Genomic DNA, 20,288 nt, shown 5'->3' with positions numbered 1-20,288 from the left:
TTGTGTCACCGGGCCCTCGTTCCAAGACACAAACTCCTTGATCACCCGCTCCGGGCGAGTCCGAGCGTCGGGCGGGCACGGTGGGTGGGCGTGGTGGGCGGGAGCGCGGAGGTGGGCGGGGGAGGATGTGGGGGTGGGTGGTTCCGGGTGGGACGTCGTGGTGGTGGGGGCGGGGCCGGCCGGGGCGGCGGCGGCGCTCGCGGCGCGGCGGGCCGGGGCGGCGCGGGTGCTGCTGCTCGACAGATACGACTTCCCGCGCGACAAGGCGTGCGGCGACGGCATCGCCGCGCACGCGCTCGACGTCCTCGCCGAGCTGGGGGTGACCGGCGCCGTCGACGGCTATCCGCCCCTGCCGGCGCTGCGCCTGGTCTCCCCGGGCGGCGGCACGGTGGCCCGGCCCCTGCCCCGGCCCGCCTACACGGTGCCCCGGCGGGTGTTCGACGCGCGCCTGGTCCGCGCCGCGGTGCGGAGCGGGGCCGAGCTGCGGCGACACACCGTACGCCGGGTGGAGGTGACGGCGGACCGGGTGGTGCTCGACGGTGAACTGGCCGCCCGGGTGGTGGTCGGGGCGGACGGCGCCGGGTCGGTGCTGCGGCGGGCGCTCGGGCATCCGGTGAACCCGGACCGGCACCTCGCGCTCGCCATCCGGGGCTACGCGCCCGCACCGCCCGGCCCGCCCCAGCAGCTCATCGTCACGTCGGCCGCGCGCTGGCCCGCGTACGCCTGGGCCTTTCCGATCGGCGACGGGCGCGCGAACGTCGGGTACGGGGAGGTGCTGCGCGGCGAGGCGCTGACCCGCGCGCACCTGCTGGACCGGATGGCCGCGCTGCTGCCCGGCACCGACCCGGCGACGGTGACCGACCTGCGGGCGCACCACCTGCCGCTCTCGACACACCGGCCGGCGCCGGGTCGGGGGCGGGTGCTGCTCGCCGGCGACGCGCTGTCGCTGATCAACCCGTTCACCGGCGAGGGCATCTTCTACGCGCTGCGCTCCGGGGCGCTGGCCGGCGCGGCGGCGGCCGGCGCCCCGGCCGACGCGGCCCGCCGGTACGCGGCGGCGCTGCGCGACCGGCTCGGCACCCACCTGCGGCACAGCTCCGCGGCGGCCTGGCTGGCCCGGCGGCAGTGGGTGGTGGACGCGGTGGTGGCCGCGGCCGGTCGGGACGAGCGGGTCTACCGGACGGTGGTGGAGCTGGGGCTCGGCGACGGGCGGTTGGACGCCCGCACCCTGGCCGCGGTCGCCGCCGGGGTACCGCGTTCCCGGCGGGGCGAAAGCGACAGGCCGTCCCGCGATGCGCCACCGCGGCACTGATCTTTCCCGCGGGTCGCTACCCTGCAAGGTGATGACTCTGCGGAAACTTCTCTACTCCGTGTACGAGCGCCGGCTGACGGCGAAGCTCGCGGGCAAGCCCGTGCCCGCGCACGTCGGCGTGATGTGCGACGGCAACCGCAGGTGGGCCCGGGAGATGGGCTTCGTCGATCCGAACGACGGCCACCGGATGGGCGCCGAGCGGATCAAGGAGCTGCTGCGCTGGTGCGACGCGGCCGGCGTCGGGCACGTCACGCTCTGGCTGCTCTCCACCGACAACCTCTCCCGGCCGGCCGCCGAGCTGGACCCGCTGCTCCAGATCATCGAGGACCTGACCAGCGAGCTGGCCGAGGAGGGCAACCCCTGGCGGCTGCGGATGGTGGGCGCGCTCGACGTGCTGCCGGCGCAGCACGCGGCCGCGCTGAAGAGCGCCGCCGAGCGCACCCGGGACCGCGACGGCGGGGCCCAGGTCAACATCGCCGTGGGGTACGGCGGCCGGCGCGAGATCGCCGACGCGGTCCGCTCGCTGCTGCTGGAGCACGCGGCGCGGGGCGGCACGCTGGAGGAGTTGGCCACCACGATCGACGTCGACGACATCTCGGAGCACCTCTACACCAAGGGCCTGCCCGACCCCGACCTGATCATCCGGACCAGCGGCGAGCAGCGCCTCTCCGGCTTCATGCTCTGGCAGAGCGCGCACTCGGAGTTCTACTTCTGCGAGCTGAACTGGCCCGACTTCCGCAAGGTCGACTTCCTCCGCGCCCTGCGCTCCTACGCCACCCGCCAACGCCGCTACGGCGTCTGACCCCCGCCCCTCGCCGATCTTGCACCTTCGGCCCGCCGAATGAGGCATGTGCGCCATTTGTCGGGGCAAGTGCAAGATCGCGGGTGGGGTAGGTCGGGTCAGGAGAGGTGGGGCAGGGCGGCGGTGAGGAAGTCGCCCAGGGCGGCGGGGGAGTCGAGGGTGAGGTCGGCGGCGTCGGCGACCTCGTGGCCGGTCTCCGGGTTGGCGACGGCCACGCATACGCCGAGGAAGTCGGGGTCGGTGGCGGCGCGGGCGCGCAGCGCGGCGAACGCCTTGATGTCGGAGACGTCGTCGCCGAAGTACCAGGCGCCGCCGGCGTCCCGGACCGTCTCGCCGATGACCATGCCCTTGTCCCGGTCGACCGGGGGCTTCAGCTCCAGCACCATGCGGCCGGCCTGGCAGCGCAGGCCCAGCCGCTCGGCCCGGGCCCGGCCCCACTCCTGCACCACGTCGCCGAGCTGCGGAGCGGTGCGCCAGTGCAGCGCCACGGAGAGCCGCTTGAACTCGACCAGGGCGCCGGGCGGCAGCTCGGCCTCGGCCTGTTGGGCCAGCTCGGCCATGGTCGGCACCCAGGGCAGCGCGGCCGGCTCGGTGACCGTCTCGCCGCCGGAGTGGCTGTGCTCCAGGCCGTAGAGCCCGTAGAGGTCGACGCCGTCGAGGCCGCCGAGATGGTCGCGGAGGAACTCGACCGGGCGCGCGGAGACGATGGCGATCCGGCGTACGCGCGGGGCGAGCGCCTCCAGTGCGGCGAGCACCTTCGGCGTCGGCCGGACCGCGGTGGGATCGTCGTCGACCGGCGCGAGCGTGCCGTCGAAGTCGAAGAAGAGCACGACGTCGCCCGCGCGGGCGGCGGTGGCACGCCAGGCGTGCTCGGCGTCCAACGGAGTCTTCGACGGCTGATTGAGATTCAACGGCGGCACGCGCGACAGCGTACCCCGCGCCGGGCGGCGTATTCGTGGCCGAGATGTGACGTCGGGGGCGACGTAGGGGGTCAGCGTTCGGCGGCTCCTCGTCCCCGGCGCCCGAACGGCACCACGGCCGCTTCCTGCCCGTGGCTGAGCAGATAGCCCTCCACGAAGCCGGTGTTCCGGTCGCCGGTGTGCGCCTCGATCTCGTTGAGCCGCGCCACCAGGAACTCGGTGAGCGCGCTGACCCGGTCGTTGAGCCGGTCGTGCAACTCGGCGACGACGGCGAGGATCACCGCTGTGCCGGCCGTGGTGAGCGCGAGGAGATTGACGACCAGGGGAAGCTGCCCGCCGTTCAGCACGCCGACCACCACGTTGCCGGTCACGCAGGATGTCACCGACACCACCGCGACCACGACTGCCAACCATTTCAGGGTCATGGACAGACCCCTCCTTCTGTCCCGCAGGGCTGGGTTCGGCTGTGTCCCGTCCCCCCGCCGACGACGAGCCCTTAGCAGTACAAACGTGGACGCTAGCGGGTCCGATCCGTCCCCGAGGCGAAACGATCGGGACTGACCTTCCGTTCTTTCGCCATCTGAGGAACTACCCCGCCTGTTTCCCTCTATTTCGGACATCGTGCGGGAGAGTCGGGCGATACGCGAGGTAACGAATGGTTTCTCGAATGTGGAACTTCTCCGCGTCGGAGACGTTCGAGTCCACCAGTCGACGCAGCAACGCCTCGACGTCCGGGTCCATCGGTGGCGGGGCGGGTGCGGCCCGGGGGCCGGTCGTCCGGTCCCACCCGAGCGCCGTGAACGCGGCCGCCGGGTCGAGCCCGAGCCCTTCGCAGAACGCGACCACGCGTTCGGCCTCCGGGTCGCTGGCCCAGTCGCCGCGCACCCAGCGGTTGATGGTCTGGCGGGAGACGCCGGTGCGCCGGGAGACCTCGGTGCCGCTCCAGGCCCGCATGGCGCGGGCGTCGTCGAGCGCCCGGCGGACGAAGGTGGCGAAAGCGATCTTCCGTGCGCTGGTCGTCTCACTCACCCCGTGACGGTACGACCCGGCGGTCGTCGGGGGGTGACTCGGCGCGCTGTTGTCACGCCGACGTGACGCTAGTCCGGATTCTTCGGTAAACGATCCGGGGCTGCTTCTGAGGGGTCCCACCCGGGCAGAATAGATAGACGCCAGTACGGCGGCAAACAAACGAAAAGCTGATACTGTCACGCTCATGAGACAACTTACGGTGTGTCACGTGCTTGAGACGACGAGTGCTCACATGCGTCACTCCGCGGTTGCGGAGGGGGTTTCGTGACCGAGCTCGCGACCCGCGCCCAGGCGTTCGGCCTGATCGCGGAGGGAGTCTCCGCCGGGTTGAGCGCCCCGTGGCGCCTCTACCTCGCCCGAGGCTGCCGTTACCTCTCGATGAGCGTCGGTGACCGCGCCGAGTGGGACGCCTGGCGTACCCATCTCGGCTGTCCCGAACTGAGCGTGCGGGTCTACGACTCCGGCGGCGAGATCCGCCGGGCGTCCGTCGCCGAGGTGATCCTCGACGGGTGCCGGATCAGCGTCGAGCTGGTCGAGGAGGTCAGCACCGACGACCTGGAGCGGCTCCTGGTGGTCGACCCGTTGCCCGGGGCGGACGAGCGGTGAGCCCCTTCCTCGCCGTCGTGCTCGTGCTGGTGCTCGGCTCCACCTGCTATGCCGCCGGCCGGCTGCACGGCCAGCTCAGCTACCGGATCGGCTACCGGTTCGGCTACCGCCAGGGCTACTTCGACGGCGACCGGGGCGCCTGGAACCGTAGGCGACGAGACGCCCAGGCCGCCATCGCCTCGGCGCTGTCCGGACCGGCGCCGAGCGGGGTGACGACGGCCATGCCGTTCGACGGCACCGTCGTGCCGGCGGCCGTCGCCGCCCGCCCCGGAGCCCCGGCCGTGCGGGTCACCGCGACCGCTCAGCTCGGCGGGCCGGCCGCCCGCGCCGGCACCACGTACACCGGTTCCTCGTTCACCTCGGCGGCCGCCGGGCCCAGGGTGGGAACCCTGGTTCGCCGTCCCGGCTGAGGCCCTCCTGACCGGCCGGGATGCGCGCAGGGGGCAGGCATCCCGGCCGCTTTCTCCGGTGTTCATCGGTGATCCATCCGGACCCCTAGCCGCGCGGGCCGACGGGGATTAGCGTCTAGGCATGGCACGGGGTTTTCCCGGGCCAGCCGGACAGCCCGGACCTGCGACCTCGCGCACGGGGCCCGCATCCGACCCCGTGTCCGCCGGGCACCGGAAGAGGCGGAACTCGGGTGGCCGGGTGCCCATCCGCGGAGCAGGCCTGTGACCACTCGCCGTACCCCCGCCGGTGCCGACCAGACCCCGGCCTCGACCGCCACCACCCGCCGGACCACCCGCAGCCGGCGTGCCGCCGCCGCTGCCGCCGAGGAGCCTCGACCAGCGGGCCCGGCCTTCGTGCTGGACACCTCCGTCCTGCTCTCCGACCCGGCGGCGTTCCACCGCTTCGCCGAGCACGAGGTGGTGCTGCCGCTGGTGGTCATCTCCGAGTTGGAGGGCAAGCGGCACCATCCCGAGCTGGGGTGGTTCGCCCGCCAGTCGCTCCGCATGCTGGACGAGCTGCGGGTGCGGCACGGCCGGCTGGACCGGCCGGTGCCCGCCAACGAGCAGGGCGGCACGCTGCGGGTGGAGCTCAACCACACCGACGACGGCGTGCTGCCGCCCGGTTTCCGAAACGAGTCGAACGACGCCCGGATCCTCTCGGTGGCGCTCAACCTCGCCGCCGAGGGTCGTGAGGTGACGCTGGTCAGCAAGGACATGCCGCTGCGGGTGAAGGCGGCGTCGGTCGGCCTGCGCGCCGACGAGTACCGGCACGGCCAGGCCAGCGACCCGACCTGGACCGGGATGGCCGAGCTGGAGCTGACCGAGGAGGAGATCGGTCGGTTGTACGCGGGCGACGCGTTGGACTGCGACGCCGCCGCCGGGCTGCCCTGCCACACCGGGCTGGTGCTGCACTCGGCGCGGGGCTCGGCGCTCGGCCGCGTGCTGCCCGACAAGACGGTGCGGCTGGTCCGCGGCGACCGGGAGGCGTTCGGCCTGCACGGGCGGTCGGCGGAGCAGCGGGTCGCGCTGGACCTGCTGCTCGACGAGTCGATCGGGATCGTCTCGATGGGGGGCCGGGCCGGCACCGGCAAGTCCGCGCTGGCCCTCTGTGCCGGCCTGGAGGCGGTGATGGAGCGCCGCCGGCACAAGAAGGTGATCGTCTTCCGCCCGCTCTACGCGGTCGGCGGCCAGGAGTTGGGCTACCTGCCCGGCTCGGAGTCGGAGAAGATGTCGCCCTGGGCGCAGGCCGTCTTCGACACGCTGGGCGCGGTGATGCACGAGAACGTGCTGGAGGAGGTCACCTCGCGCGGGCTGCTGGAGGTGCTGCCGCTCACCCACATCCGGGGTCGGAGCCTGCACGACGCGTTCGTCATCGTCGACGAGGCCCAGTCGTTGGAGCGGGGGGTGCTGCTCACCGTGCTCTCCCGGATCGGCCAGGGCTCGCGCGTGGTGCTCACCCACGACGTGGCACAGCGCGACAACCTCCGGGTCGGCAGGCACGACGGGGTGACCGCGGTGATCGAGGCGTTGAAGGGGCATCCGCTCTTCGCGCACGTCACCCTCAGCCGATCGGAGCGATCTCCGATCGCCGCGATGGTCACCGACCTGCTGGAGGACATCCCGAGCTGAGGCACCTTTTTGTCCGACTTCATCAGCATTTTAGGTGTGGCGCAAATCACTTTTGTCCTCGGTGATTTCCCACCGGCCTCACCGTGCGCGATGGTGTCCATCGAGCGTCACCGACAACTCCAGTGACTGGAGTCCCATTCACACCGGGAACTCGTCGAGCCTTCTCCGCCACGGACGGCGGGAGCCACGAGCGCCGGTGAAGACCGGTGGGTCGGTGCGCTCGCGGCACCCGGGCGCGGCCGATCTCGGCCCGCATGGTGCCGTGTCCCTGCCTCCGACGAAGGGAAACTTCGTGAGTCGGCTGTGGAGCCGGTTCGGCGCCCGTACCGCCGCTGTCGCCCTGCTCTCCGTGGGGGTCGCCGGCGGTTTCTACCTGGGCGAAGATCGTCAGACCCAGCAGCAGGGCCTGACCGCGCAGGTCGGCCGTCAGGTCGACCAGGCTGAATACACCTACCAGCGCGAACGGCAGGCCGACCATCGCCTGCGGTCGTCGAAGCAGCGGGCCGCGGAATACCAGGCGAAGCTGCGGGCCGCGGCGGCGGCGAAGGAGGCCGCCGAGCGCGCCAAGGCGGCCGAGGCGGCCGCCGCGAGCCGCAAGAAGGAGCGGGACGCGGCGGAGGCCGAGGCCAAGGCGACAGCCGAGGCCAAGTCGAAGCCGTACGACGGTCCGATCCCGGCCTCGTGCGCGGAATACAGCGGCAACCGCAAGGTCGGCTGCGCCATCATGCTCGACAAGGGCTTCGAGATCGACCAGTTCCCCTGTCTGGACCGCCTCTGGACGAAGGAGAGCGGCTGGAACTCGAAGGCCTCGAACAGCAGCTCCGGCGCATACGGGATTCCGCAGGCCGTGCCGGGCAGCAAGATGAGCTCGGTGGCCGACGACTGGCGGACCAACCCGGCCACCCAGATCAAGTGGGGCCTCGGCTACATCAAGGGCCGCTACGACACCCCGTGCGGCGCCTGGCAGCAGTCGCAGAGCGAAGGCTGGTACTGATCAGCCCGATCGACGGCGGGACGCGCGGAGATCCGCGTGTCCCGCCGTCGTCATGGAGCCCCCGACTGGCGGCGGGCCGCGTTTACTGATAGCTCTTGGTGGGTGACCTGGCAGGACGGCCCGCGCGGCTCAGACCCCCACCGGTTCGGCACCGACGCGTTCTACGCGTCGCTCGGCCGGGCCTTCGTCGCGATGTGCGCGGTCGTGCCGGTGCTGTTCCTCATCGAGGCGCTCGACGTCGGGCTGCGCCTCAACCTCGACGTCACCGCCGGCATCATCCCGCGCCGGATCCAGGGCCTGGACGGCGTCTTCTTCTCGCCGTTCCTGCACGCCGGCTGGAACCACCTCTACAGCAACAGCATCCCGCTGATCCTGCTCGGCACGTTCGTGCTGGCCGCCGGCGTCCGCCGCTTCCTCCGGTCCACCGCGGTGATCATCTTGGTCAGCGGCCTGGGCGTGTGGTTCACCGGATCGCCCAGCTCGGTGGTGGTCGGCGCGAGCGGGGTGATCTTCGGCTACCTCGGCATCCTGATTACCAGGGGCGTGGTGGAGCGAAGCTGGTGGAACTTCGCCGTCGTGCTCCTCGTCGGCCTGCTCTACGGCTGGCAACTGCTGGGCATCCTCCCCACCGATGAGCGGATCTCCTGGCAGGGCCACCTGTTCGGGCTGCTCGGCGGCGTGGTCGCGGCGATCCTGTTCCGCCGTCGGTCCGACTCCGGCGCGCACGACCGGCTCGGATCACCGCCGGTCACCTACCCCTGACGACGCGTTCGTCCCACGGCGGGACGTGCTTGCCCACCGCTATCCGTCCGCCTACCGTCGGCATCAGCACCTGTTGATCCATCGCGGGCGGAAAGTGACGGTACGCCATGCGCGAGGTCGATGTCGCCGTGATCGGTGCCGGTCCGGCCGGGCTCTTCGCCGCCTACTACGCCGGGTTCCGGGGGCTCTCGGTGGCCGTGGTCGACGCGCTGCCCGAGCCGGGCGGCCAGGTCACCGCGATGTATCCGGAAAAGCTGATCCTCGACGTCGCGGGCTTCCCCGCCGTCAAGGGCCGGGAACTGGTCGCGAACCTGGTCGCCCAGGCCGCGCCGTTCCACCCCGAATACCTGCTCGGCGTGCGCGCGGAGAAGCTCTCCTACCTCGACGGGCGGCCGGTGCTCGGGCTGGCCGGCGGCGAGCAGTTGACGTGCGGCGCGGTGGTGGTGACCGGCGGGCTGGGCAGCTTCACGCCCCGGCCGCTGCCGGTCGCGGAGAGCTTCACCGGCGCCGGCATCGTCTATTTCGTGCCTCAACCGACCGAGCTGACCGACCGGCACGTGCTCATCGTCGGCGGCGATGACTCGGCCTTCGACTGGGCGGCCACGCTCGCCCCGCTGGCCCGGTCGGTGACGCTTGCCCATCGGCGGGACCGCTTCCGGGCGCACGCCGCCACCGTCGAGCGGGTGCGCGGGCTGCCGGTGCGGGTCGTGGTCAACGCCGAGGTGAGCCGGCTCCACGGCGAGGAACGCGTCACCGACGCCGAGCTGACCGTGCGCGGCGGCGCGGCGGAGACACTGCCGGTGGACACCGTCGTGGCCGCGCTCGGCTTCACCGCCGACCTGGGCCCGCTCGCCGAGTGGGGGCTCGACCTCGACCGGCGGCACATCCGGGTGGACAGCGCGATGGCCACCAACCTGCCCCGGGTGTTCGCCGCCGGCGACATCACCGAATATCCGGGCAAGGTGCGCCTGATCGCCACCGGCTTCGGCGAGGCGGCGACCGCCGTCAACAACGCGGCCGTCGCCATCGACCCGACCGCCCCCCTCTTCCCCGGCCACTCCTCCGACGGCGCCTGAGGCCGGATCCCCACCCCGGTCAGGGCAGGCCGATCAGGTCGGCCATCAGGTCGATCTGGTGGTCGAAGTACTCGTCGCGGTGCGGCAGCGCCCGGTTGATCCGGCCGAACAGTTCGAAGCTGATCAACCCGAAGAGCTGGGTCCAGCCGGCCATCCCGCGCGCCATCAGCGCGGGCGGCAGCGCCATGCCGATCTGGTCGACCAGATCGGCCACGTCGCCGCGCAGCGGCTCGGGCAGGTCCTCGTCCGACGGCGCGAGCCGGCCGCCGGCCACCCCGTCGCGGAGGATCCCGATCAACGTCATCGGGGGGCGCTGGGCCGGGGCGACCGTGTCGTCCGGGGCCGCGTAGCCGGGGACCGGGCTGCCGTAGAGCAGCGCGTACTCGGCGGGGTGTGCCAGCGCCCAGGTGCGGGCGGCCCGGCAGGCGGCGTGCCAGCGCCCGCGCAGGTCTTCGGCGTCGACGGCGGCGTCGGCGGTCTCCACCGCGTCGCCGAGCGCGTCGTACGCCTCCAGGATCAGCGCGGTGAGCAGGTCGTCCCGGCTGGGGAAGTAGCGGTAGATCGCCGAGGAGACCATGCCCAGGTCGCGGGCGACGGCGCGCAGCGAGAGGTCGGCGCCGTCGGTGGCCAGGTGACGGCGGGCGACCGCCTTGATCTCTTCGATCATGCCGGCGCGGACCCGGGCGCGGAGCGAGGAAGCGACCATGCGCCCACTCTGCCATGGATGAGAGCGCCAATCAAAACCGAGAGCACCGCTCTTGACAGTGGCCCGCAGCGCGGGTCATGCTCTTCTTCGAGAGCGGCGCTCTCCTTTCGAACTACTGCTTCAGAAGAGGTGGACCTCCCATGGCCCTGCACGTGATCGTCGGCGCCGGACCCGTCGGCACCGCCACCGCCCGTCTCCTCGCCGAGCGTGGCGAGCGGGTGCGAGTGGTCACCCGGCGCGGCACCGGCCCCGAGCACCCGTCCGTCGAGCGGGTCGCCGCCGACGCCGGCGACGCCGACCGGCTCACCGCGCTGACCGAAGGCGCGGTCGCGCTGCACAACTGCGCGAACCCGGCCTACCACAGGTGGCCGACGGACTGGCCGCCGCTGGCTGCGGCGCTGCTCACCGCCGCCGAGCGCAGCGGCGCGGTGCTCGCCACCGTCGGCAACCTCTACGGCTACGGCCCGGTCGACGCGCCGATGACCGAGGCGACCCCGCTCGCCGCCACCGGCACCAAGGGCCGGGTCCGCAACCGGATGTGGGCCGACGCCCTGGCCGCCCACCGCGCCGGTCGGGCCCGGGTCACCGAGGTACGCGGCTCCGACTACATCGGCGTCGGCGGCACCTCGCTCGCCATGATGGTGCTGCCCCGGGTGCTCGCCGGGCAGCGGGTGTTCCTGCCCGTCGCCTGGGACGCCCCGCACACCTGGACCTACGTGCCGGACGTCGCCCGTACCCTCGTCGTCGCCGCCACCGACCCGGTGGCCTGGGGGCGCGCCTGGCACGTGCCCAGCGCGCCCGCCGTCTCGATGCGCGAGTTGGCCGTCCGGACGGCGACCCGGGCCGGCGCCCCCGCGCCCCGACTGACCCGGATGCCCTACCCACTGCTCTGGGCGGCCGGCGCGGTCAACCCGTTCGCCCGGGAACTGCGCGAGACGGCGCACCAGTTCGCCCGGCCGTTCGTGCTCGACTCCACCGCCGCCACCGTCACGCTCGGCATCGACCCGACCCCGCTCGACCGGATCGTCGACGAGATCGTCACCGGTCTGCGCGCCCCGGCCGCGCTCTAGGCCGGGGCCCCGCTTGACCGCTCGTGTCGAGCGGGGCCCCCGCCTTACCTCCGGAGGGCGGCGACGAGGACGGCGACCAGGGTGAGCGCGGCACCGAGCAGCGTGTTCACGCCGGGGTGGCTGGCCTCGGTCGGCAACACCACGTCCAGCAGTACCGCGCCGACGATCTGCCCGGCGATCGTGGCCAGGCCGAGCAGCAAGACCCCGGTGAACCGGACCAGCGCGGCGGCCAGCGCGATGAACACGATGCCGATCGGGCCGCCCAGATAGAGCCACGGCTCGCCGGGCAGGCCGCCCGCCGGCCACCCGCGCACCGCCACCTCCACCCCGAACGTGGCCAGCAGCGCCACCGTGCCGACGGTGAAGTTGACGAGGGTGGCCGTCACCGCGCTGCCGGACGCCCCCCGAACCTGGCCGTTGACCGCCTGCTGCCAGGCGATGCCCACGCCGGCGGCGAGCGGCAGCAGGGCCAACGCCAGCGCGCCGGGGTCACCGAGCCGGTCGCCCACCGCCAGCAGCACGGCCAGCACGGTGAGCACCGCGCCGACGAGCCGGTTCGGGGTGACCGGCTGCCGGCCGGTCGGCCCGATCCCGGCCCGGTCGACGAGCAGGCTGCTGCCGGACTGCCCGGCCACCACCGCGACGGTGAAGACGGCCACGCCGAGCGCGCCGATGGTCAACCCCTGGGTCGCCACCAGGAACGCGCCGCACACCCCGCCCAGGCACTGCCACGGGCGCAGCGCCCCGGTGCGCAGGGCGACCCGCAGGGCGGCCAGTCCCCGCCGGCCACTCACGGTGGCGGGGACCAGCACCAGCAGGATCAACAGGCCCAGGCCGAACGAGACCACCGCGGCGGCGATCCCGTCGGCCAGCCGTACGCCCAACTCGCCGTTGATCCGGGACTGGAGGGCCACCAGCACGCCGGAGGCGGTGGCCAGCCCGACGCCGACGATCCGCCTCCCGCTCGACAACGTCGGCGGCGCCGCCGGCCCGGTCGTCACTCCTGCTCGGCCAGCGGGCGTCCGTCGAAGTCGACCGCCGAGTAGAGGGCGAGCTTCTCCAGCCGGTGGTAGGAGTCGATGACCCGGATCGTGCCGCTCTTGGACCGCATCACGATCGACTGGGTGTACGCCCCGCCGGCCCGGTAGCGCACGCCGCGCAGCAGGTCACCGGAGGTGACGCCGGTCGCCACGAAGAAGCAGTTGTCGCCGGTGATTAGGTCGTCGGTGAACAGCACCTGGTCCAGGTCGTGCCCGGCCGCCAGCGCCTTCTCCCGCTCCTGGTCGTCCTTGGGCCAGAGCTTCGCCTGCAGCACGCCGCCCATGCACTTGAGGGCGCACGCCGCGGTGATGCCCTCGGGGGTGCCGCCGATGCCCATCAGCACGTCGACGTCCGACTCGCCGCGGGCCGCCGCGATGGCGCCGGCGATGTCACCGTCGGAGATCAGCCGGATGCCGGCGCCGACGCGCCGGATCTGCTTGACCAGGTCGTCGTGGCGCGGGCGGTCCAGCACGCAGACCGTCACCTCGCTGGTGTCGGTGCCCTTGACCTTGGCGATCCGGCGGATGTTCTCGGCCACCCCGGCGTCGATGTCGACCACGTCGGCGTACATCGGGCCGACGGCCAGTTTCTCCATGTAGAAGACCGCGCTCGGGTCGAACATCGCGCCCCGCTCGGCGACCGCGAGCACCGCGAGCGCGTTCGGCATGCCCTTGCTCATCAGGGTGGTGCCGTCGATCGGGTCGACCGCGACGTCCACGTCGGGACCGGTGCCGTCGCCGACCTCCTCACCGTTGAAGAGCATCGGGGCGTTGTCCTTCTCGCCCTCGCCGATCACCACGACGCCGCGCATCGGGATCGAGTTGATCAACTTGCGCATGGCGTCGACGGCGGCGCCGTCGCCGCCCTCCTTGTCGCCCCGGCCGACCCAGCGGCCCGCGGCCATGGCCGCGGCCTCGGTGACCCGGACCAGATCGAGGGCGAGATTGCGGTCGAGATCCTGGGGCGTCCGCGTCCTGGTGGTTGTCATGGCGGCCTCCTCCTCGCGACGTTGCGGGGTGGACCGGCGGGAGTGCGGCCGTCGCCGCCGCCGGTTTTGTCGCTGATCCTCACACGATCTCAGGTTCGCCGCCCCGGCGGGGCGGAGGAGGCCAGGATCACCTCACCCGTGCGGCTGCGACAATGGCCGGGTGGAACCCGCACAGCCTGCCGACCGCGTACCGCTCGACGCCACCCCGCCCGACGGCCAGCCGCCGGTGCGACCCGACGCGGGCGCGTCGCCACCGGACGGGCCGCCCGCGCTCGTCGAGTCGTCCGCGCCGGCCGCCGACGCGGGGGAGCCGCAGGCGCCGCCGCCCGGCGGGGAGAAGACCCGCTCCGAGCGGTCCCCGAAGGACATGGTGCTGTCGCTGCTGATCCTGCTGGTGCCGATCGCGCTGCTGATCGCCTTCTACCGGGGCTTCCTGGGCGGCGACTCACCGGTCACCGTCGACCCGGCGCCCGCGCTGGAGCAGGCCCGGTCGGCCAACGCCTTCCCGGTCGCCACGCCGACCGGGCTGGGCGACGACTGGCGCACGGTCAACGCCCGCTTCCGGACGGAGGCGGACGGCGCGACGCTGCGGATCGGGTACGTGACACCCGAGGGCCGGGGCGCGCAGCTCGTGGAGAGCAACGTCGCCGCCGAGAAGCTGCTGCCGGCCGAGCTGAGCGACGGGCAGCCGCAGGGGCCGGCCGACCTGCCCGACGGGCTGAGCTGGCAGCGCTACACCGCCCGGGGCAACGAGCAGGCACTCGTCCTGCTGGAACCGAACCGCACGGTGATCGTGGTCGGCGACGCCCGGGAGTCCGAGTTGCGCCGGCTCGCCACCTCGCTGCGCTGACGTCCACCATCGGGTGACCGGGATTGCGGAACCCCGCTTCAGGGAACAGAAGGGACACGAGCCCGGACGACCCACCTGGAGAGGTTGACGTGAAGATACGACGCTTCAGCGCCACCGCGTTCGCCGCGGCGCTGCTCATTCCCGGCCTGGCGGCCTGCAACGGCAACGGAACCTCCGACGCCTCCGCGACCCCCAGCGCCTCCGGCAGCGTCGCCCCCAGCGCCTCGGCGTCGAACAGCGCGGCCAAGCAGGCGCTGCTCGACTCCACGAACGCGATCCGCGACGGCAACTTCCGGTTCACCATGACCGGCGCCGGCTCCACCGCCGAGGGGCAGGTGCACGAGCCCAGCCAGAGCGCCGACATGAAGGTGACCATCGGTGACCCGTCGTCGGACCTGATGATGAAGCTGGACCTCATCCACGCCAAGCCGGACAGCTGGGTCAAGCTGGAGCTGGGCGGCACCGCCGCGGCGCAGATCCCCGGCGTGAAGAACATCAACACCGGCAAGTACCAGCACCTCGACCAGAACCGGATCAAGGGCAACCGGTCGCTGGGCTTCGACTTCGACAAGGTCGACCCGGCCGGCAGTGCCGTGCTCACCCAGGGCGTGACCGAGGTACGGCAGACCGGCGACGGCGCGTACGAGGGCACCGTCGACGTGTCGAAGGCCGCCGAGGCGGGCTCGCTCGACCCGGCCGTGATCACCGCGCTCGGGGCGCAGGCCCAGTCGGTGCCGTTCACCGCGAAGGTCGACCCGCAGGGCCGCCTCAGCGAGCTGGTGCTCAAGATCCCGGCCGCCGGGCAGAGCGCCGCCCAGGACGTGAAGATCACCTACTCCGACTACGGCAACGCCGCCGCGGCGACGAAGCCCCCGGCCGACCAGGTCGTCGAGGCGCCGCCGGAGCTCTACAACCTGTTCAACTGACAGGCGCCCGTCCGGCGCGCTTCCCCGCGGTACACCCCACAGGCATGGACATGCCCGTGGGGTGTACCGCTTTCCGGGTCGCGGTCAGTCCTCGGCGCGCTGCCGGGCGGCGTCGATGCGGGCCCGGGCACCGTCCAGCCAACGCTGGCACACGCCGGCCAACTGCTCGCCCCGCTCCCACAGGGCCAGCGACTCCTCCAGCGAGGTGCCGCCCGCCTCCAGGCGCTCCACCACCGACGCCAACTCGGCGCGGGCCTGCTCATAGCTGAGCTGCTCGTTCTTCGTCGCTTCAGTCATCGGTCCCATTCCATCAGCCGTCGACGGTGGCGGTCAGCTCGCCCTCGGCGAGGCGCACCCGCAGTGGATCACCCTTGGCCACCTCGGATGCCGCGCGGACCACCTGGCCGTCGCCGCGCTGAACGATGGCGTAGCCGCGGTCGAGCGTGGCCGCCGGGGAGAGCGCGCGCAGGCGGGCCAGGGTGTGGCGCAGGTCGTCGGCGGCGGCGGACAACCGGTGCGCGAGGCACCGGCCGGCACGGTCGTGCAGCGCGGTCACCTCGACGGACCGCTGGTCGACCATCACCTGCGGCCGGGCCAGCACCGGGCGGGAGCGGAGCAGGTCGACCCGGTGCTGCTCCCGGTCGACGAGATGGCGCACGGCCCGTTCCAGCCGGGAACGGGCCTGGCCGATGAGCCGGACCTCCTCCGTCAGGTCCGGCACGACCCGTTTCGCCGCGTCGGTGGGTGTGGAGGCGCGCACGTCGGCCACGTAGTCGAGCAGCGGGGCGTCGGTCTCGTGACCGATCGCGCTGACCACGGGCGTGCGGCAGGCGAAGACCGCCCGGCACAGCGCCTCGTCGGAGAAGGGCAGCAGATCCTCCAGGCCGCCACCGCCCCGGGCGACGACGATCACGTCGACCTCCGGGTCGGCGTCGAGCACCTTGAGCGCGGCCACGATGTCGGGCACCGCGCCCGGCCCCTGCACCGCCACGTTCACGGTGCGGAACTCGACCGCCGGCCACCGGCGGCGGGCGTTCGTCAGCACGTCGCGCTCGGCCGCCGAGGCCCGCCCGGTGATCAGGCCCACCCGCCCGGGCAGGAACGGCAGCCGCCGCTTGCGGGACCGGTCGAACAGCCCTTCGGCGGCGAGCAGCTTCTTCAGCTTCTCCAACCGGGCCAGCAGCTCACCGAGGCCGACCTGGCGGATCTCGTCGGCGCGCAGGCTGAGCGTGCCCCGCGCGGCGTAGAACTCCGGCTTGGCGTGCAGCACCACCCGGGCGCCCTCGCGCAGCTCAGGCGCGCCCGAGTCGAGCACGTCACGGTTGGTGGTGACGGTCAGGCTCAGATCGGCCGACGGGTCGCGCAGGGTGAGGAAGACCGTGGCGGCACCCGGACGGCGGCTGATCTGCGCCACCTGACCGTCGACCCAGACCCAGCCGAGCCGGGCGATCCAGGCGCCGACCTTCTGGCTGACCACCCGGACCGGCCACGGCTCCTCGGCCGTGCTCCGCTCCGGGGCCGTGCTCCGGTCCGCCGGGGTGCTCCGCCCCACCTCACCCGCGCTCACCCCGCCCACCCTACGGCCCGGCGCCGACAGCCCGGGGCAGGGCGCTGCCGGCGCACGTACGATGGTCGGGTGACTGATGCTGAGACGACTCCCCGGACCGGCAAGCGCGTGCTCCTGGCCAACCCCCGCGGCTACTGCGCGGGCGTCGACCGGGCGGTGCAGACCGTCGAGGAGGCGTTGAAGCTCTACGGCGCGCCGATCTACGTCCGCAAGCAGATCGTGCACAACAAGCACGTGGTGCGGACGCTGGAGGCCAAGGGCGCGATCTTCGTGGAGGAGAACGAGGAGGTGCCGGAGGGCGCCACCGTGATCTTCTCCGCCCACGGCGTCGCCCCCGAGGTCCACGCGCAGGCCAAGGAGCGCTCGCTCAAGGCGATCGACGCCACCTGCCCGCTGGTCACCAAGGTGCACCACGAGGCCCGGCGGTTCGCCCAGGAGGACTACGACATCCTGCTGATCGGCCACGAGGGGCACGAGGAGGTCATCGGCACCGCCGGCGAGGCCCCCGCGCACATCCAGCTCGTCGACGGCCCGGACAGCGTCGACCAGGTCACCGTCCGCGACCCGGAGAAGGTGGTCTGGCTCTCCCAGACCACGCTGTCGGTCGACGAGACGCTGGAGACGGTGGCCCGGCTCAAGCAGCGGCTGCCCCTGCTCCAGTCGCCGCCCAGCGACGACATCTGCTACGCGACCTCCAACCGCCAGCACGTGGTGAAGGAGATCGCCCCGGAGTGCGACGTGGTGATCGTCGTCGGCTCGCGCAACTCCTCGAACTCGGTCCGGCTGGTCGAGGTGGCGCTGGACGCCGGCGCCCGCGCCGGCCACCTCGTCGACTTCGCCCACGAGATCGACGACGCCTGGCTGGCGGGCGCCCGCACGGTGGGCCTCACCTCCGGCGCCAGCGTGCCGGACGACCTGGTCCAGGACGTGCTCGCGCACCTGGCCGAGCGGGGCTTCGCCGACGTCGAGGAGATCACCACCGCCGACGAGCGACTGACCTTCTCGCTGCCCCAGGAGCTCAAGCGCGACATGAAGGCCGCCGCGGCCCGCGGCTGACCGGGAACGGATCAGCCGCCCACCGCGTCCAATCGACATGAAGACTCCTCGGACGGTGCTCGTCGCCCTGCTCGCCGCTGTCGCGCTGACCGCCTGCGCCGGCCCGGACGACGAGCCCGCCGGCCCCGGCTCGACCGGAGCCGCGCCGACGACCAGCCAGCCCGACCCGGTGCCGAGCGCGAGCCCGAGCCGCCCGGACCCGACCTGGAAGGGCGGCGCGTCCACGCCGCCGGGCGTCGGCGAGACCACGCTCAGCGGCACCATCCGCGCCGGGGTCGAGCCGAACTGCCTCCTGCTCGACGACCACCTGCTGGTCGGCGGCCCGCGCGACCTGCTCAAGGCCGGCGCCAAGGTGGAGGTCACCGGCCGGCCCGAGCCGGGCATGGTGACCACCTGCCAGCAGGGCACCCCGTTCGTGGTCGAATCCGCCCGCCGGGGCTGAACTCAGGTCTCGGACCGCAGCTCCGGTGCCTGCGGCTGCCGGGGCGCCAGCTCGACCTGCGCCGGGGCGGGCAACTCGTCACCGGAGACGCCCAGCTCGGCCAGCTTGCGGGCGCTCACCAGCACCCGGGACTCCAGCGAACCCACCGCCCGGTTGTAGGCCGTCACCGCCCCGCCCAGCGAACTGCCCAGCTTGCCCACGTGGTCGCCCAACGTGGAGAGCCGCGCGTACAGCTCGCGGGCCAGCGAGTGGACGGTGGCGGCGTTGCGCGCCAACGCCTCCTGCCGCCACGAGTAGGCGACCGTGCGCAGCAACGCCACCAGCGTGGCCGGTGTGGCGAGCACCACGTTGCGGGCGAACGCGTGCTCCAGCAGCGCCGGGTCGCGCTGCAACGCCACGTCGAGGAACGGGTCGGCCGGCACGAACAGCACCACGAAGTCGGGGGTCTGGTCGAACGCGGCCCAGTAGGACTTGGCGGCCAGGCTGTCCACGTGCGCCCGCAGGTGCCGGGCGTGCGCGTCGAGCTGGGTGTCCCGCCCGCGCTCGTCGCGCGCCTCCATCGCGGTCAGGTAGGCGTCGAACGGCGCCTTCGCGTCGACCACCACCGTGCGCCCGCCGTGCAGCCGCACCACCAGGTCGGGGCGGACCCCCTGGTGGTCGGTGGCGGCGGTGACCTGCTCGTCGAAGTCGCAGTGCTCCAGCATGCCGGCCGCCTCGACGATCCGCCGGAGCTGGTGCTCGCCCCACCGGCCGCGCACCTGCGGCGCGCGCAACGCGGCCACGAGCTGCTTGGTCTCGGTGCGCAGCTCGCCCGAGACCGTGCTCATCGAACGGACCTGTTCGCGCAGCTCGGCGTAGGCGTCGACCCGGTCGTGCTCCAGCTCGGCGACGCGTTGTTCGTAACGGCGGAGCGTGTCGTGCAGCGGCGCCACCGCCCGGGCCACCGCCTCCTGGGACTGCGCGGTCGCCTCGTAGCTCAACGCGCGCATGGACTGCTCCAGCCGCCCCTCACCCGCGCGGGTGGCCGCCAACGTCGCCTCCAGCCGGGCCACGTCGGCCGCGGAGCGCGCCCGGGCCGCCAGCCAGCCGACCGCGCCGCCGGCGGCGAGGCAGAGCACCACCACGGCCAGCGTCGAGAAGCTCATGCCAGAGAGCTTGCCAAACGGGTACGACGTGCGCGCGCTGGGTACGTTCGAGTCATGGAGGTTGCCCTGTGGCTGTTCCTGGTGCTGATGCTCGGAGGTGCGCTGGTGTTCTGGCGGTGGGGAAGCAGGTCCCGGCGGGCGAACGAGTTGGCGGACGCCCGCGCCGAGGCGCAGCGCTGGTACGAGCGGCTCGGCGGTCAGCTGATGAACCTGCACGGTGACGAGCCGGCGGTCCGCCAGGCGCTGGCCGACGCCGGTGAGCGCTACAACGCGGCCGGCTCGCAACTGGAGCAGGCGCGCACCACGCACCAGTTCGCGTTGGCGCGGGAGACCGCGCTGGAAGGGCTGGCGTACATTCGGGCGGCGCGCACGGCGATGGGCATCGACCCGGGACCGGAGCTGCCGCCGCTCGCGGCCGCCCGCGGCGCCGGCATGCTCACCAAGGAGCGTGAGGTGGCCGTGCAGGGGCAGACGTTCCGGGCTGGCCCGCAGCCGGGGAGCCGGACGCCCTACTACTACCCGGGCGGTCACATGCAGGGCCGGCCGGTGCCCGCCGGCTGGTATTCCACGCCGTGGTGGAAGACCGCGCTGGGCGCGGGCGCCGGCGTGCTCGGCGGCATGCTGATCGCGGACGCGCTCTTCTCGCCCGCGTTCGCCGACCCGGGCTACGGCTACGAGTCCGGCTACCAGGAGGGCTTCCAGGACGGGTTCGGCGACGGCCAGGACTACGGCGACCAGGGTGGCAACGACTTCGGCGGCCAGGGCGGCGGCGACTTCGGCGGCCAGGGCGGCGGCGACTACGCCGGCGGCGGTGACTTCGGCGGCGGTGACTTCGGCGGCGGTGACTTCGGCGGCGGCGACTTCGGCGGCGGCGACTTCTGACCGCAGGTGTTAAAAGGGGCCCCCGCCTATGCAGAA

At 73.1% G+C, this 20,288-nt stretch carries 23 protein-coding genes; 14 read left to right on the top strand and 9 right to left on the bottom strand.

Going from position 1 to position 20,288, the window contains the following annotated elements:
• The first annotated feature begins 37 nt into the window (after positions 1–37).
• Positions 38–1,312: a geranylgeranyl reductase family protein gene (locus O7618_RS20610; protein WP_278107757.1), complete on the top strand. Its 1,275-nt coding sequence runs from the start codon at positions 38–40 to the stop codon at positions 1,310–1,312.
• A gap of 31 nt (positions 1,313–1,343) precedes the next feature.
• A complete protein-coding gene (locus O7618_RS20605; protein WP_278107756.1) occupies positions 1,344–2,114 on the top strand; it encodes an isoprenyl transferase in 771 nt (256 codons plus the stop codon).
• Between the two features lie 98 nt (positions 2,115–2,212).
• Here O7618_RS20605 and otsB read toward each other — a convergent pair whose 3' ends face one another.
• The 3 genes from otsB to O7618_RS20590 all read right to left on the bottom strand — a co-directional run bounded on the left by otsB (position 2,213) and on the right by O7618_RS20590 (position 4,063).
• The gene (otsB, locus tag O7618_RS20600) at positions 2,213–3,034 is read right to left on the bottom strand and encodes a trehalose-phosphatase (RefSeq protein ID WP_278107754.1); all 822 of its coding nucleotides are present in this window, start codon (positions 3,032–3,034) and stop codon (positions 2,213–2,215) included.
• A gap of 71 nt (positions 3,035–3,105) precedes the next feature.
• Positions 3,106–3,459 carry a hypothetical protein gene (locus O7618_RS20595; RefSeq protein WP_091060788.1) on the bottom strand — a complete coding sequence of 118 codons (354 nt, stop codon included), beginning with the start codon at positions 3,457–3,459 and terminating at the stop codon, positions 3,106–3,108.
• Between the two features lie 163 nt (positions 3,460–3,622).
• Positions 3,623–4,063: a helix-turn-helix transcriptional regulator gene (locus tag O7618_RS20590; RefSeq protein ID WP_278107752.1), complete on the bottom strand. Its 441-nt coding sequence runs from the start codon at positions 4,061–4,063 to the stop codon at positions 3,623–3,625.
• A gap of 264 nt (positions 4,064–4,327) precedes the next feature.
• On the opposite strand from O7618_RS20590, the gene O7618_RS20585 reads away from it, so the two are divergent.
• The 6 genes from O7618_RS20585 to O7618_RS20560 all read left to right on the top strand — a co-directional run bounded on the left by O7618_RS20585 (position 4,328) and on the right by O7618_RS20560 (position 9,579).
• Complete coding sequence (locus O7618_RS20585) at positions 4,328–4,669, top strand: hypothetical protein (protein ID WP_278107750.1); 342 nt, start codon at positions 4,328–4,330, stop codon at positions 4,667–4,669.
• Positions 4,666–5,079, top strand: coding sequence for a hypothetical protein (locus tag O7618_RS20580; protein ID WP_278107749.1), 414 nt, complete (start codon positions 4,666–4,668; stop codon positions 5,077–5,079). The genes O7618_RS20585 and O7618_RS20580 overlap by 4 nt, the downstream gene beginning before the upstream one ends.
• 261 nt (positions 5,080–5,340) lie before the next feature.
• Positions 5,341–6,747 carry a PhoH family protein gene (locus O7618_RS20575; protein ID WP_278107747.1) on the top strand — a complete coding sequence of 469 codons (1,407 nt, stop codon included), beginning with the start codon at positions 5,341–5,343 and terminating at the stop codon, positions 6,745–6,747.
• A gap of 292 nt (positions 6,748–7,039) precedes the next feature.
• Complete coding sequence (locus O7618_RS20570) at positions 7,040–7,741, top strand: lytic transglycosylase domain-containing protein (RefSeq protein WP_278110090.1); 702 nt, start codon at positions 7,040–7,042, stop codon at positions 7,739–7,741.
• Positions 7,742–7,843: 102 nt separating this feature from the next.
• Positions 7,844–8,503 (top strand): rhomboid family intramembrane serine protease, encoded by a 660-nt coding sequence (locus O7618_RS20565; RefSeq protein ID WP_278107746.1) that lies wholly within the window; start codon positions 7,844–7,846, stop codon positions 8,501–8,503.
• A 107-nt stretch (positions 8,504–8,610) separates the two neighbouring features.
• Entirely contained in the window at positions 8,611–9,579 is a 969-nt protein-coding gene (locus O7618_RS20560; protein WP_278107745.1) for an NAD(P)/FAD-dependent oxidoreductase, read from the top strand.
• A gap of 19 nt (positions 9,580–9,598) precedes the next feature.
• Here O7618_RS20560 and O7618_RS20555 read toward each other — a convergent pair whose 3' ends face one another.
• Positions 9,599–10,285: a TetR/AcrR family transcriptional regulator gene (locus O7618_RS20555; protein WP_278107744.1), complete on the bottom strand. Its 687-nt coding sequence runs from the start codon at positions 10,283–10,285 to the stop codon at positions 9,599–9,601.
• A gap of 140 nt (positions 10,286–10,425) precedes the next feature.
• Between O7618_RS20555 and O7618_RS20550 the strand changes: the two genes are divergently transcribed.
• Positions 10,426–11,355, top strand: coding sequence for an NAD-dependent epimerase/dehydratase family protein (locus O7618_RS20550; protein WP_278107743.1), 930 nt, complete (start codon positions 10,426–10,428; stop codon positions 11,353–11,355).
• 44 nt (positions 11,356–11,399) lie between these two features.
• Here O7618_RS20550 and O7618_RS20545 read toward each other — a convergent pair whose 3' ends face one another.
• Together O7618_RS20545 and glpX are read right to left on the bottom strand one after the other, a co-directional pair.
• Positions 11,400–12,326, bottom strand: coding sequence for a DMT family transporter (locus O7618_RS20545; protein WP_278110089.1), 927 nt, complete (start codon positions 12,324–12,326; stop codon positions 11,400–11,402).
• Positions 12,327–12,352: 26 nt separating this feature from the next.
• Entirely contained in the window at positions 12,353–13,384 is a 1,032-nt protein-coding gene (gene glpX / locus O7618_RS20540) for a class II fructose-bisphosphatase (RefSeq protein ID WP_278107741.1), read from the bottom strand.
• Positions 13,385–13,544: 160 nt separating this feature from the next.
• Between glpX and O7618_RS20535 the strand changes: the two genes are divergently transcribed.
• On the top strand, positions 13,545–14,234 hold the full coding sequence (locus tag O7618_RS20535; protein WP_278107739.1) for a DUF4245 family protein: 690 nt from the start codon (positions 13,545–13,547) through the stop codon (positions 14,232–14,234).
• Positions 14,235–14,323: 89 nt separating this feature from the next.
• Positions 14,324–15,160: a hypothetical protein gene (locus tag O7618_RS20530; RefSeq protein ID WP_278107738.1), complete on the top strand. Its 837-nt coding sequence runs from the start codon at positions 14,324–14,326 to the stop codon at positions 15,158–15,160.
• 84 nt (positions 15,161–15,244) lie between these two features.
• On the opposite strand, the gene O7618_RS20525 is transcribed toward O7618_RS20530, so the two are convergent.
• Together O7618_RS20525 and xseA are read right to left on the bottom strand one after the other, a co-directional pair.
• On the bottom strand, positions 15,245–15,457 hold the full coding sequence (locus tag O7618_RS20525; RefSeq protein WP_278107737.1) for an exodeoxyribonuclease VII small subunit: 213 nt from the start codon (positions 15,455–15,457) through the stop codon (positions 15,245–15,247).
• Positions 15,458–15,470: 13 nt separating this feature from the next.
• Complete coding sequence (gene xseA, locus O7618_RS20520; RefSeq protein ID WP_278107736.1) at positions 15,471–16,727, bottom strand: exodeoxyribonuclease VII large subunit; 1,257 nt, start codon at positions 16,725–16,727, stop codon at positions 15,471–15,473.
• Between the two features lie 69 nt (positions 16,728–16,796).
• On the opposite strand from xseA, the gene O7618_RS20515 reads away from it, so the two are divergent.
• A complete protein-coding gene (locus O7618_RS20515; RefSeq protein ID WP_278107735.1) occupies positions 16,797–17,783 on the top strand; it encodes a 4-hydroxy-3-methylbut-2-enyl diphosphate reductase in 987 nt (328 codons plus the stop codon).
• A 37-nt stretch (positions 17,784–17,820) separates the two neighbouring features.
• Complete coding sequence (locus tag O7618_RS20510) at positions 17,821–18,225, top strand: hypothetical protein (protein WP_278107734.1); 405 nt, start codon at positions 17,821–17,823, stop codon at positions 18,223–18,225.
• A gap of 2 nt (positions 18,226–18,227) precedes the next feature.
• On the opposite strand, the gene O7618_RS20505 is transcribed toward O7618_RS20510, so the two are convergent.
• Entirely contained in the window at positions 18,228–19,370 is a 1,143-nt protein-coding gene (locus tag O7618_RS20505) for a DNA recombination protein RmuC (RefSeq protein ID WP_278107733.1), read from the bottom strand.
• A 54-nt stretch (positions 19,371–19,424) separates the two neighbouring features.
• Between O7618_RS20505 and O7618_RS20500 the strand changes: the two genes are divergently transcribed.
• On the top strand, positions 19,425–20,252 hold the full coding sequence (locus O7618_RS20500) for a hypothetical protein (protein ID WP_278107732.1): 828 nt from the start codon (positions 19,425–19,427) through the stop codon (positions 20,250–20,252).
• Positions 20,253–20,288 lie beyond the last annotated feature (36 nt).

This window comes from Micromonospora sp. WMMD980 (assembly GCF_029626035.1).
GTDB lineage: Bacteria > Actinomycetota > Actinomycetes > Mycobacteriales > Micromonosporaceae > Micromonospora.
Note: the sequence above shows the minus strand (reverse complement) of the source record. Positions and strands in the feature narration are given on the sequence as shown.